A 13,599-nucleotide genomic window follows, 5' to 3' on the forward strand; every position below is an offset into this window, starting at 1 on the left:
GAAGCGGGAACGGTGACCGCCGGCGGTGCCATCCGGGTGTCGGCGCCCGCGGTGGCACCTCCCACAGCGGGGCTGGCGGTGGGCCGGACCGACTTCGTCTCACCTACCACGGGTTGGGCCTGCCTCGGTGGGCCAGCCGACCACCTGCTCCTCCGCACGGACGACGCGGGGGCCACCTGGCAGCCTCGGCTGTCCTGGCGCGGGCAGCCGAGCAGCAGCGTTACCGCGTTCGACGCCGACCAGGCCGCCCTGGTACTCGGGCTGTGGCCGCCGCACCGGGTCAACGGCCAGCCCGTCGACGCGGCCGGACCAGCCGCGATGGTCGCCGCCGTGCAGGACGCCAGCGGCACCTGGACGCTGAGCTCACCGCCGGACGCGCACCGATCCACCGGCAGGTTCCACTTCCTCGCCCCCGGCCGCCTGTGGCTGCCGGTGAGCCCGCTCGTCCACGGTGAAGCGTGGCGGGTGGCCCGCACCGACGACGGCGGGGCAACCTGGACCTCGTTCGCCGGCGCCGACGAGCGTCCCATCCTCCAGGCAGCCTTCAGCACCGACCGGGACGGCCTGCTCGTCACCATCGACCGCCGGCGCGCCGATCTTCTGTGGACCACCCGTGACGGTGGCGAGACCTGGGCCCGTACCCCGCTGCCCGCGCCGCCGGAGGTGCCCGCTCACGCCACCACCTGGCTGACCCCGGTGGTGCGGCCCGGCCGGCCGACGCTGCTGCTGCTCCGCGCCGAACGGCACAACCAGGCGCCCGCGCGGTGGGCGGGCAGCTATGCCTACCTCGACGTCGGCGGATCCTGGGTCGGGCCGTACCGGCTGCCGACGACCCCCACCGGACCGGACATCGCGGTCGTCGGCGCGGACGGGCGGTTCTGGGCGGCGGCCGGGCGCGACCTGTGGGACGCCGACGACCTCGCCGGACCGTGGCGGCACCGCACCGTGCCGCTGCGGGCCGAGCACCTGCGCGCCGACCCCTGGGATCCGAGCCTGGTGCCCCTGCCCACCACCGAGGTCGTCGCCGACCTCGCTCCCGTCGGCGCCGGAGTGCTGTGGCTGACCAGCACGCACGGTGCCGCACTCGGCGGCGTGCCCAGCGGTCGGCTGTTCCGCAGCGAGGACGACGGCGGCACCTGGACCGCAGTGACCGTGGAATGAGGGACCGCCAGGTCAGCTGACGTCGCACGTCCGGCCGGTACGGCCGTCGAAGTACCGCACCCGGTAGCGGTCGGGCAACTGGCGGGCCAGTTCCCGGGCCAGGTCCTCGCCGCGCCGGTGGAAGCGCTCCTGGTGTTCCGGCGTCGGGAACCCGGACGCCGGCGGGTCGGCACGATCGAGGGTGTCGTCGTACGCCCGCGCCCAGGCCAGGAGGTCGCGCACCAGCGCCGGCGTGATCGGCAGGAGACGCGGGTCCACGTCACCGGGGTGGCCGGCGCGACCACCCCACAGCGGGAAGCAGCCGTAGTCGGCCATCACCGTGACGACGATCTCTTCGCCGCTCATGAACGCGTGAGGCTCCCCGGGGACACTGTCCGGCCGCCCGACAACCTACCAGGGCAGGGGCGTCCCCGCCGATCGACGATTGCACTGTGCAACGAATCTTTCCGCCGCTGCGGTTTCCGGCATCCCGACCCGGGTAGCGGTCTCCACGGTGCACACATCGTGAGGAGGCCCCCATGGCACGACCGCACGTCGTCATCGTCGGCGCGGGCTTCGCCGGGTTCCACGCCGCGCGGCGGCTGTCCCGCATTGCCCGGGGCCGCGCCGACATCACCCTGGTGAACCCCACCGACTACTTCCTCTACCTGCCGCTGCTGCCCGAGGTGGCCGGCGGCGTTCTCGACCCGCGGCACGTCGCGGTGCCGCTCACCGAGGCGCTGCCGGGCGTACGGCTGGTCCTCGGCGAGGTCGACGAGCTGGACGTGGCCGGCCGGCGGGTCGGCTACCGGGACCCCACCGGGAAGCGGGACCGCCCGCACTACGACCGCCTGGTGCTCGCCGCCGGCAGCGTCAACAAGCTGCTGCCGATCCCCGGTGTCGCCGACCACGCGCACGGCTTCCGCGGCATCCCGGAGGCGCTGTACCTGCGCGACCACCTGGTCCGCCAGCTCGAACTCGCCGACGCCGCCGAGGACCGGGCCGAGCGGGCCGCCCGCTGCACGTTCGTGGTGGTCGGCGCCGGCTACACCGGCACCGAGGTCGCCGCCCAGGGGCAGCTGTTCACCCGCGAACTGGCCCGCCGCCACCCCCGGCTGGCCCACGTGCCGATCCGCTGGCTGCTCTTCGACACCGCCGACACGGTGCTGCCCGGCATGCAGCCCCGGCTCTCCGCCACCGCCGAGCGGGTGCTGCGGGATCGTGGCGTCGAGGTGAACCTGGGCGTCTCGGTGCAGGAGGCCACCGCCACCGGCCTCCGGCTCACCGACGGCCGTACCCTCGCCACCCACTCGCTGATCTGGTGCGTCGGGGTACGCCCCGACCCCCTCGTCGAGGCCACCGGCCTGCCGCTGGACCACGGCCGGCTGGCCGTCGACGAGTACCTGGCCGTGCCGGGGCGCCCGGAGATCCTGGCCTGCGGCGACGCCGCCGCCGTGCCCGACCCGCAGCACCCCGGCCAGGCGACGCCGATGACCGCGCAGCACGCCGTACGCCAGGGCCGGCTCGCCGCCGACAACATCGCGGCCAGCTACGGCACCGGGCGCCGCCGTCCGTACCGGCACCGCGACCTCGGTTTCGTGGTCGACCTGGGCGGCTGGCAGGCGGCCGCCGCCCCGCTGCACGTCCCCCTGTCCGGGGTCCTCGCGCGGGCGGTGACCCGCGGCTACCACCTCACCGCGCTGCCGGCCGGACGCGCCCGGGTCGCCGCCGACTGGCTGCTCACCGCGCTGGGCTCCCGCCCGGCCGTCGGGCTCGACCTGGTGTCCGGACCGGCCGTGCCGCTGGAGACCGGCACCCCGGAAACCGTTCACGCCTGAGAGGAGGCGCCGTGCGCGCCCTGACCGTCGTCCCGCAGCACGCCGACACCGCCGCCCTGACCGACCTGCCCGAGCCGACCCCCGGCGACGGGGAACTGCTGGTCGAGGGCGTCGCGCTGGGCATCTGCGGCACCGACAAGGAGATCGTCCGGGGACATTACGGCTGGGCCCCGCCCGGCCACGACCGGCTCGTGCTCGGCCACGAGTCCCTCGGCCGGGTCCGCCACGCCCCGGCCGGCGGCGACTTCGCCGCGGGGGACCTCGTGGTCGGGGTGGTCCGCCGGCCCGACCCGGTGCCCTGCGGGGCATGCGCCCGCGGCGAGTTCGACATGTGCCGCAACGGCCGCTACACCGAGCGGGGCATCAAGGAGCGCCACGGCTACGGCAGCGAGCTGTGGACCGTCGAGGCCGACTACGCGGTCCGGCTCGACCCGAAGCTGGCCCGGGTCGGCGTGCTCATGGAACCCACCAGCGTGGTCGCCAAGGCGTGGGAGCAGGTCGACCGGGTCGGTGCCCGCTCCTGGTACGAGCCGAGCACCGCGCTGGTCACCGGCGCCGGGCCGATCGGCCTGCTGGCCGCCCTGCTCGGCGTCCAGCGCGGCCTCGACGTACACGTGCTCGACCTGGCCGACGACGGCCCGAAGCCGGCGGCGGTGGCCGCGCTCGGCGCGACCTATCACAGCCGCCCGGTCGCCGAGGTCACCGACAAGCTCCACCCGGACGTCGTCATCGAGGCCACCGGCGCCGGCCGGGTGGTCGTCGACGCGATGAACGGCACCGCCGCGTACGGGATCGTCTGCCTCACCGGCGTCTCCTCCGGCGGCCGGACCATCCCGGTCGACGCCGGCGCCACCAACCGGGACCTCGTCCTGGAGAACGACGTGGTGGTCGGCTCGGTCAACGCCAACCTGCGGCACTACGCGGCCGCCGCCCGTGCCCTCGCCGCCGCCGACCCGGAGTGGCTGGACCGGCTGATCACCCGTCGGATACCGCTGAGCCGGTTCGCCGAGGCGCTCACCCCGCGACCCGACGACATCAAGGTCGTTCTCACCCTCGACTGAGAGGAGGGCGCCGTGCCCCGTCCGATCGAGGACTACGCGCTGGTCGGCGACCTGCACACCGCCGCGCTGGTGGCCCGGGACGGCTCGGTCGACTGGCTCTGCCTGCCGCGCTTCGACTCGCCCGCCTGCTTCGCCGCCCTGCTCGACGACGAGGAGGCCGGGCACTGGCGGCTCGCCCCCGCCGCCGGCGGCCCGGCCACCCGCCGCCGCTACCGGGAAGACACGCTGATCCTGGAGTCCGAGTGGGACACCCCGGACGGCAGCGTCCGGGTGGTGGACCTCATGCCGCCGCGCGACCGGACGACCGACCTGGTCCGGATCGTGGAAGGGCTCTCCGGGCGGGTGCCGATGCGGATGGACCTGCGGTTGCGCTTCGACTACGGCCACATCGTGCCCTGGGTCCGCCGGCGCGGCCGGGACCTCGGCGCGGTCGCCGGCCCGGACGCCGCCTGGCTGCGCACCGACGTGCCGCTGCACGGCGCGGACCGGTCCACGGTCGCCGAGTTCGCCGTGGCGGCGGGGGAGCGGGTGCCGTTCGTGCTCACCTGGCAACCGTCCCACCTGCCCCGGCCCACCCCGGTCGCCCCGGACGCGGCGCTCGCCGACACGGAGCGGTACTGGCGCACCTGGGTCGCGCGCTGCGCGTACGACGGGCGCTGGCCGGACGCGGTGCGCCGGGCGCTGATCACGCTCAAGGCGCTCACCTACGCGCCCACCGGCGGCATCCTCGCGGCGGCCACCACCTCGCTGCCGGAGCAGCTCGGCGGGCCGCGCAACTGGGACTACCGCTACTGCTGGCTGCGCGACGCCACCTTCACCCTCCAGGCCTTGCTCGGCACCGGGTACGTCGCCGAGGCCAAGGCGTGGCGGGAGTGGCTGCTGCGCGCGGTCGCCGGCGACCCCGCCGACCTGCAGATCATGTACGCCCTGGACGGCACCCGCCGGATTCCCGAGCAGACCCTCGACTGGCTCGGTGGGTACGCCGGCTCCCGTCCGGTGCGGATCGGCAACGCCGCCGCCGAGCAGCTTCAGCTGGACGTGTGGGGCGAGGTGCTCGACGGCCTCCAGCTCAGCAGGGAGGCTGGCATCGCCGCCACCGAGGAGGCCTGGGACGTGCAACGCGCCCTGCTGGACTTCCTGGAGGGCAACTGGCGTCGGCCCGACAACGGCCTCTGGGAGGTCCGCGGACCGCGCCGGCACTTCGTCCACTCCAAGGTGATGGCCTGGGCCGGCTTCGACCGGGCCGTCACCGCCGTCGAGCGGTACGGCCTCGACGGCCCGGTGGACCGGTGGCGCGCCCAGCGGGACGCCGTGCACGCCGAGGTCTGTGCCCGCGGCTTCGACCCCGACCGCAACACCTTCACCCAGTACTACGGCTCCCGAAGGGTGGATGCGGCGCTGCTGCTCATCCCCCGGATGGGCTTCCTGCCGTGGACCGATTCGCGGGTGGTCGGCACGGTCGAGGCGATCCGCCGCGACCTCTGCGTCGACGGCTTCCTGCTGCGCTACCGGCCGGAGCACGACGACCACGTCGACGGGCTGCCCGGCGGCGAGGGCGCCTTTCTCGCCTGCACCTTCTGGCTGGTCGACGCCCTGCACAACACGGGCCGCACCGGGGAGGCGGAGGAACTCTTCGCCCGGCTGCTCGACCTGCGCAACGACGTCGGCCTGCTCAGCGAGGAGTACGACCCGGCGGCCGGCCGGCAGCTCGGCAACACCCCGCAGGCGTTCAGCCTGGTCGGGCTGGTCAACTCGGCGCGCCAGCTCAGCGGAGCCAGCACCCGCACCTCGGCCAGCCGGGCCGAGCAACAAACCCCCGCGTAGCCGTCACGTGGCCGCCCAGGCCGGCGCCCACGTCGCGGCGTCGACCCGCGGCGGCGTCGGGCCGAGGTGGTCACGGAGCGCGGCGAGCGCAGGGTGCCGGTTGTCGGCGCGCCGGACCAGCGAGTGCGGGTAGACGGGGGTCGGGTCGCGCAGCGGAATGCGCCGCAGGTCGTGCTGCGCGGGCCAGAGAAGCCGGGCCTGCTCGCCCACCAGGGTCGCCACCACGGGGGACTCGGCGACGACGTCGAACAGCGCCTCGGTGCCGAAGTTCGGCCCGGTCGCGTCGATGGTGAGGCCGAACGCGGCGGCGAGCGCCGCGTAGTAGGCGGCCCACTCGGTCCCGGTGACGATCCCGGGCATCCAGATCCGGTGCCCGGCCAGGGCGGCCGGGGTGACCGTGCGGGCCCTGGCGAGCGGGTGCGCCGGGCCGGTGAGGAGTTGGAGCGGCTCGTCGAGGACCCGGGTGGCCACCACGCCCTCCGGCAGGGGCCCGGTGACGGCGCGGAACGAGGCGTCGATCGTGCCGGACCGGACGGCGGCGACCGCCTCCTCGATGTCGAGCAGGGCCACCACGTCGAGTTCGATCCCCGGGTGCGCCCGGTGGAAGTCGTGCAGCAGGCCCGCCGGGGCGATCCGCCGGCCGATGACGTCGACCCGGAGCGCGCGGCGGCCCGGCCGTACGGAGGCCACGGCCCGCTCCTCGGCCGCTAGCAGGTTGCGGGCGTGCGGCAGGAACGCCTGCCCGTCGATGGTCAGCCGGGCGCCGCGGGCGGTACGGGTGAACAGCCGCACTCCGAGCTGCTTCTCCAGGGCGGCGACCCGCTTGGAGACGGCCTGCTGTCGGTCTGGTCGGTGTGGCTGGCGTTCGTCCGCCCCGGCGTCGCCGGGCTGGTGCTGGTGATCGCCGTCGAGTTCGGGCTGATCGCCTGCGTGGGCGTGTTCAACCCGGTGTTCGCCACGCACCGGCTCGCGCACACCGCCGACGAGCGGGTCGCGCGTACCCTCGCCGCCTGGTCGATCAGCAGCAACGCCGTCGTCGGGGCGCTGACCGCGCTGTGGGGGCTGCTGGCCGCAGTCACCGGACCGCGTGCCGCGATCGCGGTCGCCGGGCTGCTTATGCTGGCGACCCCGCTGCTGCTGCCCCGGCCCGACCGGACGCCGCGGCGCGCGCCGGACCTGGTCCGGACCGGCTGACCGGTCAACCGCCGGCCGGCTCGCGGCGCGGGTGGGTGAGCCCCTCGGCGATGCCCTCGATCGTCTGGGCCAGGTAGTCGAAGTCGGGCACGGCGACCCGTTCGGCGCGCTCGTGCAGGTTGGCCGGGGTGACCGTGTCGTCGATCCGGGCGACCTCGTGCCGTCCGTCGCGTTCCATGACTGCCTCCCTCATGGCGGGGCGGCGCCGGCCGGCAGCGCCGTCAGGCGTTTTCGTGCACAGACCAATCATTGCACTGTGCAACCGCCTGTGCCAGGGCAACCGCGTCAGGCGTCGGCGGTCGCCTCCTCGTTCCGCGCGGCGAAGCCGAGCCACCACTCCTGCTCGGGGACCTCGCCCGCGGCGGCGGCGAACGCGGACAGCGCCTCGGTCACCGCCGGCTGCCAGTAGCCGGCCGTGGCCGCCACGATCCGCGACAATTCCTCCCGGCGGCGCCGGATCACCTCCGCCACCAGCCGCTCCCCGGTCGGGGTGAGGCGCAGCCGGACGACCCGCCGGTCGGCGGTGGACCGGGTACGGCGGATCAGGCCCTTGCGGATGAGCCGGTCGCACATCCGGGTCCCGGTCGACGGGGCGACCTGCAACTCCGCCGAGATGTCCGCCGCGCGCTGCGGGCCCCGGGTCGCCAGCACGACCAGCGCCCGGAACTGCGGCAGGGTCACGTCGGCGTCGAGGTCCGCGAGGGACCGGGCGGCCAGCCCGACGAAGGCCCGGCTGGCGGCCATCAGCGCCTCGACGGCGCGGTCGGGCTCCGCGGCGGATGGTGACATGTCGACCATTCTCGCAGCCGCTCCGGCCCGGGGCCGGTCCCGACCGGCCGGGGCGGATGGCGCGCGGTCGCGGCGCGCAGGCGTGAAACGCGGCGCAGTGGGTAGGCGCGGCGCCGGGAGGCGGAGGCCTCCGGGATCGAGGGGGACCATGGGAGCCGCCGTCGCCATCGCGCTGGTCATCGTCGTCGTGCTCGTGGCGCTCGCGTTGTCGTTGAGTGTCCGGCTGGTGCAGCAGTACCAGCGGGGCGTGGTGTTCCGGTTCGGTCGGGTGCAGGATCGCATCCGGCAGCCCGGCTTCCACCTGATCGTCCCGGTCGCCGACCGGATGGTCCGGGTCAGCATGCAGACCACCGTGATCGGGGTCCCCGCGCAGGGCGTCATCACCCGGGACAACGTCACCCTGACCGTCGACGCGGTGGTCTACTACCGGGTGGTCGACCCGGTGAAGGCGCTGGTCAACGTGCGCGACTACCCGTCGGCCGTGCTCCAGGTGGCGCAGACCGCGCTGCGCTCGGTGATCGGCAAGGCCGATCTCGACACCCTGCTGCGGGACCGGGACCGGATCAACGCCGAGCTGAAGGCGGTCATCGACGCGCCGACGGAGAAGCCGTGGGGCCTGCTCATCGAGCGGGTCGAGGTGAAGGACGTGGCACTGCCCGAGGGGATGAAGCGGTCGATGTCCCGGCAGGCCGAGGCCGAGCGGGAGCGGCGGGCCCGGGTGATCGCCGCCGACGGCGAGTTCCAGGCGTCCCGGCGGCTCGCCGACGCGTCCCGGGCGATGGCGAACACGCCCGGGGCGTACCAGCTGCGACTGCTCCAGACGGTGGTGGACGTCGCCTCGGAGAAGAACAGCACCCTGGTCATGCCCTTCCCGGTGGAGCTGTTGAAGTTCTTCAACGCGTACTCCGAGGGCGCCGAGCGGCAGCCGGCGGCGCCCGGCGGGCCGAAGGAGCAGGCCACCCCGGTCGGGCCGGTGCTCGGCCCGGTCACCGAGAGCGTGGCGGCGGCCGCCGAGGGGGACGGGCACCGACCCGAGCGGTGACCGGGCGGCGCATATACCGGCTGTCGGTATATTCTGCCGTGCATGAGTGACACTCCGCTGCGGGAACCCACGTTCCTGGTCCTCACCGCGCTGGCCGAGACACCCCAGCACGGGTACGCCGTCATCGAGGACGTGCTGCGCATCTCCGACGGGCGGGTCCGGCTGCGCGCCGGCACCCTGTACGCCGTCCTCGACCGGCTCCGCGCCGACGGCCTCATCGAGGTCGACCGCGAGGAGGTGGTGCAGTCCCGGCTGCGCCGCTACTACCGGCTCACCGCGCTCGGCGCGACCCGGCTCGCCGAGGAGGTCGCCCGGCTGCGCCGCAACGCCGACGCCGCCGGCCGGCGGCTGCGCCGGGCCGGCCTGCTCCCCGAGGGAGGAGCGGCGTGACCGCCGACCGCCTGGAGCGCCGTTACCGTCGGCTGCTCGCCGTCTACCCCTGGGAACACCGCCGGGCGTACGAGGAGGAGATGCTCGCCGTCCTTCTCGCCGGGGCCCGGCCCGGTCAGACGCGACCCGACGCCGGAGACGTGGTCAACCTGATCGGCGCCGGCCTGCGTGCCCGGGTGCGGGTGGGCGTACGCGGACTCACCGAACCGGCCTGGGTCGACGCGGCCGCCGTCACCGGCGTCCTGGTGGCGTTGGTCCTCTGCGTCGCCGCCGGCAAGAGCCTGGCCGACCAGCTCGTCGCCGATCCCGCGCTGCCGCCGGCGCTGCGGGCGACCGGGCCCGACCCGGTCGACTGGCTGCGGGTGGCCGGCTGGGCGGCCGTCGCGGTCGCCGCCCTGGTCGGCCTGCGACGGGTGGCCGCCGGGCTCGCCTGGGCCGGCGTCGCCGGCTGGTTGGTGCTGGTCGGGCCGGGCGTGGTCGACCAACCGTCCTACGTGGTCGACACCCTGCCGCAGTTCGCGCTCGCCGTGGTGGCGGCCGCGGCGCTCACCGTGCCGTCGCCGCCGCGCCGCGCGGTCGCGGTGCTCGGCGCCCGCCGGCTGGCGGCGGCGGTGCTCGCCTCGCTGGCGGCGGCGGCCCTGCTGGAGCTGAACCGGGTCACCAGCCCGCTGTTCCACCTGACCGACGCCGTCGTGCAGTACCAGAGCTTCCACGGGCTGGAGGCCGACAGCGAGCCGGTCATCTGGCTCTACGTCGCCGGCCTGGCCGTCGCCGCCCTGGCCGTCCTGGTCGCCGTGGTCACGCTCGCCCCGGCGGTGCGGCGACGGATCCTGGTGCTCCTGGCGCCGGTCGGCGCGCTGGCCCTGGCGATCGACACCGCCCTCGCGGGCTGGGCGGTGTCCACCGTGCACATGGGACACGCCATCCCGCTGGTGCCGGCGCAGTGGGCGCTGCTGGTGCTGGTGCCGCTGGTGACCTTCCTGGCCGGGGTGCTGCTGGTCCGCCGCCGGGAGGAGACGCTGCGCATGGTCGCCCTGGGCCGGGCCGCCGACCGGGATCGGCCGGCCGCCTGACCGACCGCCGGCGGTCCCGTGCTCAGACCGGGGCCACCGGCGTCCGCTCGCCGGCCTGCTCCGGCACGGCCACCGCCGTCGCCGGTTTCGGCAGGGTGAAGACGAACCGGGCGCCCTCGGTGTACGAGTCGTCCAGCCGCAACGTGCCGCCGTGGTACTCGACGATCTTCTTGCAGATGGCCAGCCCGATCCCGGTGCCGTCGTACGCGCCCCGGGGGTGCAGCCGCTGGAAGATCAGGAAGATCTTGTCGGCGTACTTCGGCTCGATGCCGATGCCGTTGTCCGCCACCGCGAACGACCACTCCGTCGCGTCCTCGACGGCCTCCACCCGGATCCGGGGCGTCCGGTCGGGCCGGCGGAACTTCACCGCGTTGCCGAGCAGGTTCTGCCAGAGCATGGTGAGCAGCGTCGGATCGCCGTGCACGACGGGCAGCGGATCGCCGACGATCTCCGCCCCGGCCTCGGCGATCGGCTCGGACAGGTTCGCCTCGGCCTGGGCCAGCATCGCGGCCAGGTCCACCTCCTGGTCTTCGCCGTAGACGCGGCCGATCCGGGAGAAGGCGAGCAGGTCGTTGATCAGGTTCTGCATCCGGGTCGCGCCGTCCACCGCGTACCCGATGTACTGGCGGGCCCGCTCGTCGAGCTGGTCGGCGTAGCGGCGCTGGAGCATCTGGCAGAACGACGCCACCTTGCGCAGCGGTTCCTGCAGGTCGTGCGACGCGACGTACGCGAACTGCTCCAGGTCCTCGTTGGAGCGGCGCAGCTCGGCGGCCTGCTGTTCGAGGGCGTCCCGGTGCCGCCGGCTGGTCTTCAGCGCGTCGACGACCCGCTGGCGCATCGTCTCCACGTCCGCGGTGAGCCGGGCGATGTCGGCCGGGCCCTCGGGCGAGAGCCGGTGGTCGAAGTCGCCGCCGGCGACCTGCCGCACCGAGGCGCCCAGCCGGCCCAGCGGGCGCAGCACGGTCACCCGGACCAGCATCGAGATGACGATGCTGGACAGCAGCAGGGTCGCCAGGACCGCCACGAACAGCAGGTCACGCAGCGCGCGGGCGTCGTCCAGGTCGGCCCGCCCGGTCGCCTGCTCCCGGTCCAACCTGGCCTCCAGCCCGGTCAAGGCGGCCTGGGCGGTGTCGAAGGCGAGTCGCCCGCGTTCCACCACCGGGGCCAGCTCCATCGGGGTGGCGCCCGCCCGGCGGGCCGCGATCAACCGGGTCGGGTAATCGGCGCGCCACCGGTCGGCGAGCGCGAGCGCCGCGTCCAGATCACGACGGGCCTCCGGCTCGTCCGCGAGCAGGTCGCGGGCCCGCTGCGCGGTCGCGCGCTCGGCGGCCATCCCGTCCTCGTACGGCCGCAGCAGAGCCGGATCGCCGGTGATGAGGTAACCGCGTACCGCCGCGACCTGCTCCAGCAGCCCGGTCTCCAGCCGGCTCACCGCCGTGCGGGCGGGGGAGATCCGGTCGGCCAGGCGGTTGGAGACCGCGGCGGTGTGCGACAACGCCGCCGCGCCGACCCCGCCGCCGGCGAGCACCAGCACGGTCATGGCGATCATCATGGCGCTGAGCCGGCGACTGGTCGTCAGCCGCGACCGTCGGCCGTCGCCGGCGATCCCGCCCGCCCCTCCTGCGCTCACGGCAGCACAGTAGCGGAGTGCCGGGAATGTCGCGCGAAAGCGCCGCCTCAGTCCAGCACGCCACCGGTGGGCAGCGGCAGGGGCAGCAGCGGCGACAGGGACGGCAACGGCAGCTCGGGCAGCGGCAGCAGCGGTCCGGTAGTGGTCGGCGAGCTGCCCGGAGCGGGGGAGCTGGTCGACCCCGAGGGCCGTGGCCGGGGAGCCGAGGTCCCACCCGACGAGGGGCGGGCCGCCGGTGTGGTCGGCCCGGTGGCGGGCGCGGACGGGCTCGGCACCGCCGACGGCAGTGGCGCCCGGGCCGCGGCGAGGTCCCGGGTCAGCGCGTCGAGTTCGGCGCGCAGCCGGGCGACGGTAGCTGGGTCGGTGACGTCGGCGAGTTCCCGGCGCGCCCGCTCCACGAGCTGTCCGGCCTCGTCGAGCCGGCCGGCGTCGAGGGCGGCGCGGGCCCGTGTGATCAGCTCCTCGACGTCGCGGACCTCCGCCTGCTGCGGGTACAGCACCTTGGTCAGCGACCAGAGCGGACTGCCCGGCCCGGCGGTACGGCTGCTCACCCCGAGCCCGGCGGCCAGGGCGAGGAGCGCGACGGCGGCCGCCGCGAGGCGTACGGCCCACGGCCGTCGCCGGCGGGCCGACCGGGCGGCGGACAGCGGCGTCGGCCCGTCCGCGGGCCGGGCCGGCGGCGCGTCCGGTGCCGGGCGGCCGGCGGCGGGCGGGGTCGGGCCGGCGTCCAGCGCCGCCGGCCGCACCGGGGCCGGGACGTCGTCGCCCAGATCGGCGTGCCAGGCGGCGAGCATCTCGGCCACCGGGTCGCCGGCGGGGGCCGGCTCGCCGCGGCCGAGGGCGTCGAGCAGCACGTCGTCGCGGGCGAGGATGTCCAGATCCATCGCCTCGTCGCCGCCGCCCGGCGTGCGCTCGCTCATGCCGCCACCTCGTCAAGGGAACCCTCGGCAAGGGTACGGAGCCGGGCCAGGGCCCGGGACTGGGCCATCCGCACGGCGGCCGCCGTCATGCCGACGATGGTGCCCACCTCGTCGGCGGAGAGGCCCACCGCGACCCGCAGCAGGATGATCTCCCGCTGCGCGTCGGGCAGCCGGTCCAGCAGGGCGGACAGCCGCCGGGCCAGGTCGGTCGAGACGGCCTGCTGCTCGGGGCCGGGCGCGGCGTCCGGCCGGTCGAGGGGCGCGTCGGTGGGGGTGACGGCCGCGTCCCGGACGGCCGCCCGCTGCGCGTCGGCGACCTTGTGTGCCGCGATGCCGTACACGAAGGCGGCGAACGGTGCGCCCTGCTCCCGGTAGCGGGGGAGGGCGCGCAGCACCGCCACGCACACCTCCTGGGCCACGTCGTCGGCGGTGGTGTACGCGCCGCCGACCCGGCCCAGCCGGGCCCGGCAGTAGCGCACCAGCCCGGGACGGACGTCGGTGAGCAGCGCCTCGGTCGCCGTCGGGTCGCCCGCGGCGGCCCGGCGGACGAGCTCTTGCTCGATCGATGTCGTCATGACGTTCGCGAGGCACCCTCATTACCGGCCGGTTTCCGGCACGCTATCGGGCTCCCGGCGGTTTTGCCTAGCTCGCCGACCGTCCCGTCAGCATCACGCAAAGTAGTTGTTGCGTCCGGCGAC

15 protein-coding genes are annotated in these 13,599 nt (G+C 75.3%); 8 read left to right on the plus strand and 7 right to left on the minus strand.

The features are described 5' to 3' along the window. The first annotated feature begins 51 nt into the window (after nt 1-51). Nucleotides 52-1,161 (plus strand): WD40/YVTN/BNR-like repeat-containing protein, encoded by a 1,110-nt coding sequence (locus ACZ6S5_RS10420; RefSeq protein WP_465999707.1) that lies wholly within the window; start codon nt 52-54, stop codon nt 1,159-1,161. Between the two features lie 12 nt (nt 1,162-1,173). On the opposite strand, the gene ACZ6S5_RS10425 is transcribed toward ACZ6S5_RS10420, so the two are convergent. After that, a complete protein-coding gene (locus ACZ6S5_RS10425) occupies nt 1,174-1,506 on the minus strand; it encodes a hypothetical protein (RefSeq protein ID WP_465999708.1) in 333 nt (110 codons plus the stop codon). 173 nt (nt 1,507-1,679) lie between these two features. Here ACZ6S5_RS10425 and ACZ6S5_RS10430 point away from each other — a divergent pair, with 173 nt between their 5' ends. From ACZ6S5_RS10430 to ACZ6S5_RS10440, 3 genes are read left to right on the plus strand one after another with little or no spacing between them, the layout of a single operon-like run. Then, nucleotides 1,680-2,978 carry an NAD(P)/FAD-dependent oxidoreductase gene (locus ACZ6S5_RS10430; RefSeq protein ID WP_465999709.1) on the plus strand — a complete coding sequence of 433 codons (1,299 nt, stop codon included), beginning with the start codon at nt 1,680-1,682 and terminating at the stop codon, nt 2,976-2,978. Nucleotides 2,979-2,989: 11 nt separating this feature from the next. Further along, nucleotides 2,990-4,039, plus strand: a complete 1,050-nt coding sequence (locus tag ACZ6S5_RS10435; RefSeq protein WP_465999710.1) for a glucose 1-dehydrogenase — start codon at nt 2,990-2,992, stop codon at nt 4,037-4,039. Between the two features lie 12 nt (nt 4,040-4,051). Next, complete coding sequence (locus ACZ6S5_RS10440) at nt 4,052-5,863, plus strand: glycoside hydrolase family 15 protein (protein WP_465999711.1); 1,812 nt, start codon at nt 4,052-4,054, stop codon at nt 5,861-5,863. A 3-nt stretch (nt 5,864-5,866) separates the two neighbouring features. Here ACZ6S5_RS10440 and ACZ6S5_RS10445 read toward each other — a convergent pair whose 3' ends face one another. Further along, nucleotides 5,867-6,826, minus strand: a complete 960-nt coding sequence (locus ACZ6S5_RS10445; protein WP_465999712.1) for a LysR family transcriptional regulator — start codon at nt 6,824-6,826, stop codon at nt 5,867-5,869. Here ACZ6S5_RS10445 and ACZ6S5_RS10450 point away from each other — a divergent pair. Then, on the plus strand, nt 6,716-7,057 hold the full coding sequence (locus ACZ6S5_RS10450; RefSeq protein ID WP_465999842.1) for a hypothetical protein: 342 nt from the start codon (nt 6,716-6,718) through the stop codon (nt 7,055-7,057). The two genes, ACZ6S5_RS10445 and ACZ6S5_RS10450, sit on opposite strands and share 111 nt — an antisense overlap. Before the next feature lie 4 nt (nt 7,058-7,061). Here ACZ6S5_RS10450 and ACZ6S5_RS10455 read toward each other — a convergent pair whose 3' ends face one another. Further along, complete coding sequence (locus tag ACZ6S5_RS10455; RefSeq protein WP_465999713.1) at nt 7,062-7,235, minus strand: hypothetical protein; 174 nt, start codon at nt 7,233-7,235, stop codon at nt 7,062-7,064. 107 nt (nt 7,236-7,342) lie between these two features. Then, complete coding sequence (locus tag ACZ6S5_RS10460) at nt 7,343-7,846, minus strand: MarR family winged helix-turn-helix transcriptional regulator (RefSeq protein WP_465999714.1); 504 nt, start codon at nt 7,844-7,846, stop codon at nt 7,343-7,345. A 148-nt stretch (nt 7,847-7,994) separates the two neighbouring features. Between ACZ6S5_RS10460 and ACZ6S5_RS10465 the strand changes: the two genes are divergently transcribed. Genes ACZ6S5_RS10465 through ACZ6S5_RS10475 form a run of 3 tightly spaced genes read left to right on the plus strand, consistent with a single transcriptional unit; the run spans nt 7,995 to nt 10,351 of the window. Then, nucleotides 7,995-8,888 (plus strand): SPFH domain-containing protein, encoded by an 894-nt coding sequence (locus tag ACZ6S5_RS10465; protein WP_465999715.1) that lies wholly within the window; start codon nt 7,995-7,997, stop codon nt 8,886-8,888. A gap of 42 nt (nt 8,889-8,930) precedes the next feature. Beyond that, a complete protein-coding gene (locus tag ACZ6S5_RS10470) occupies nt 8,931-9,278 on the plus strand; it encodes a PadR family transcriptional regulator (protein ID WP_465999716.1) in 348 nt (115 codons plus the stop codon). After that, the gene (locus ACZ6S5_RS10475; RefSeq protein WP_465999717.1) at nt 9,275-10,351 is read left to right on the plus strand and encodes a hypothetical protein; all 1,077 of its coding nucleotides are present in this window, start codon (nt 9,275-9,277) and stop codon (nt 10,349-10,351) included. Before ACZ6S5_RS10470 ends, ACZ6S5_RS10475 begins: the two co-directional genes overlap by 4 nt. Nucleotides 10,352-10,373: 22 nt before the next feature. Here ACZ6S5_RS10475 and ACZ6S5_RS10480 read toward each other — a convergent pair whose 3' ends face one another. From ACZ6S5_RS10480 to shbA, 3 genes are read right to left on the minus strand one after another with little or no spacing between them, the layout of a single operon-like run. Further along, nucleotides 10,374-11,981, minus strand: a complete 1,608-nt coding sequence (locus tag ACZ6S5_RS10480; protein WP_465999718.1) for a sensor histidine kinase — start codon at nt 11,979-11,981, stop codon at nt 10,374-10,376. A gap of 47 nt (nt 11,982-12,028) precedes the next feature. Then, nucleotides 12,029-12,901, minus strand: a complete 873-nt coding sequence (locus ACZ6S5_RS10485; protein WP_465999719.1) for a hypothetical protein — start codon at nt 12,899-12,901, stop codon at nt 12,029-12,031. After that, complete coding sequence (shbA, locus tag ACZ6S5_RS10490; RefSeq protein ID WP_465999720.1) at nt 12,898-13,476, minus strand: RNA polymerase sigma factor ShbA; 579 nt, start codon at nt 13,474-13,476, stop codon at nt 12,898-12,900. Before shbA ends, ACZ6S5_RS10485 begins: the two co-directional genes overlap by 4 nt. Nucleotides 13,477-13,599: the final 123 nt, after the last annotated feature.

This window comes from Micromonospora sp. NPDC051924 (assembly GCF_055586005.1).

Coding starts and splice junctions, on each gene's coding strand:
- ACZ6S5_RS10425 (WP_465999708.1), bottom strand. CDS start 1,506: ATGAGCGGCGAAGAGATCGTCGTCACGGTGATGGCCGACTACGGCTGC.
- ACZ6S5_RS10430 (WP_465999709.1), top strand. CDS start 1,680: ATGGCACGACCGCACGTCGTCATCGTCGGCGCGGGCTTCGCCGGGTTC.
- ACZ6S5_RS10455 (WP_465999713.1), bottom strand. CDS start 7,235: ATGGAACGCGACGGACGGCACGAGGTCGCCCGGATCGACGACACGGTC.
- ACZ6S5_RS10460 (WP_465999714.1), bottom strand. CDS start 7,846: ATGTCACCATCCGCCGCGGAGCCCGACCGCGCCGTCGAGGCGCTGATG.
- ACZ6S5_RS10465 (WP_465999715.1), top strand. CDS start 7,995: ATGGGAGCCGCCGTCGCCATCGCGCTGGTCATCGTCGTCGTGCTCGTG.
- ACZ6S5_RS10470 (WP_465999716.1), top strand. CDS start 8,931: ATGAGTGACACTCCGCTGCGGGAACCCACGTTCCTGGTCCTCACCGCG.
- ACZ6S5_RS10485 (WP_465999719.1), bottom strand. CDS start 12,901: ATGAGCGAGCGCACGCCGGGCGGCGGCGACGAGGCGATGGATCTGGAC.
- shbA (WP_465999720.1), bottom strand. CDS start 13,476: ATGACGACATCGATCGAGCAAGAGCTCGTCCGCCGGGCCGCCGCGGGC.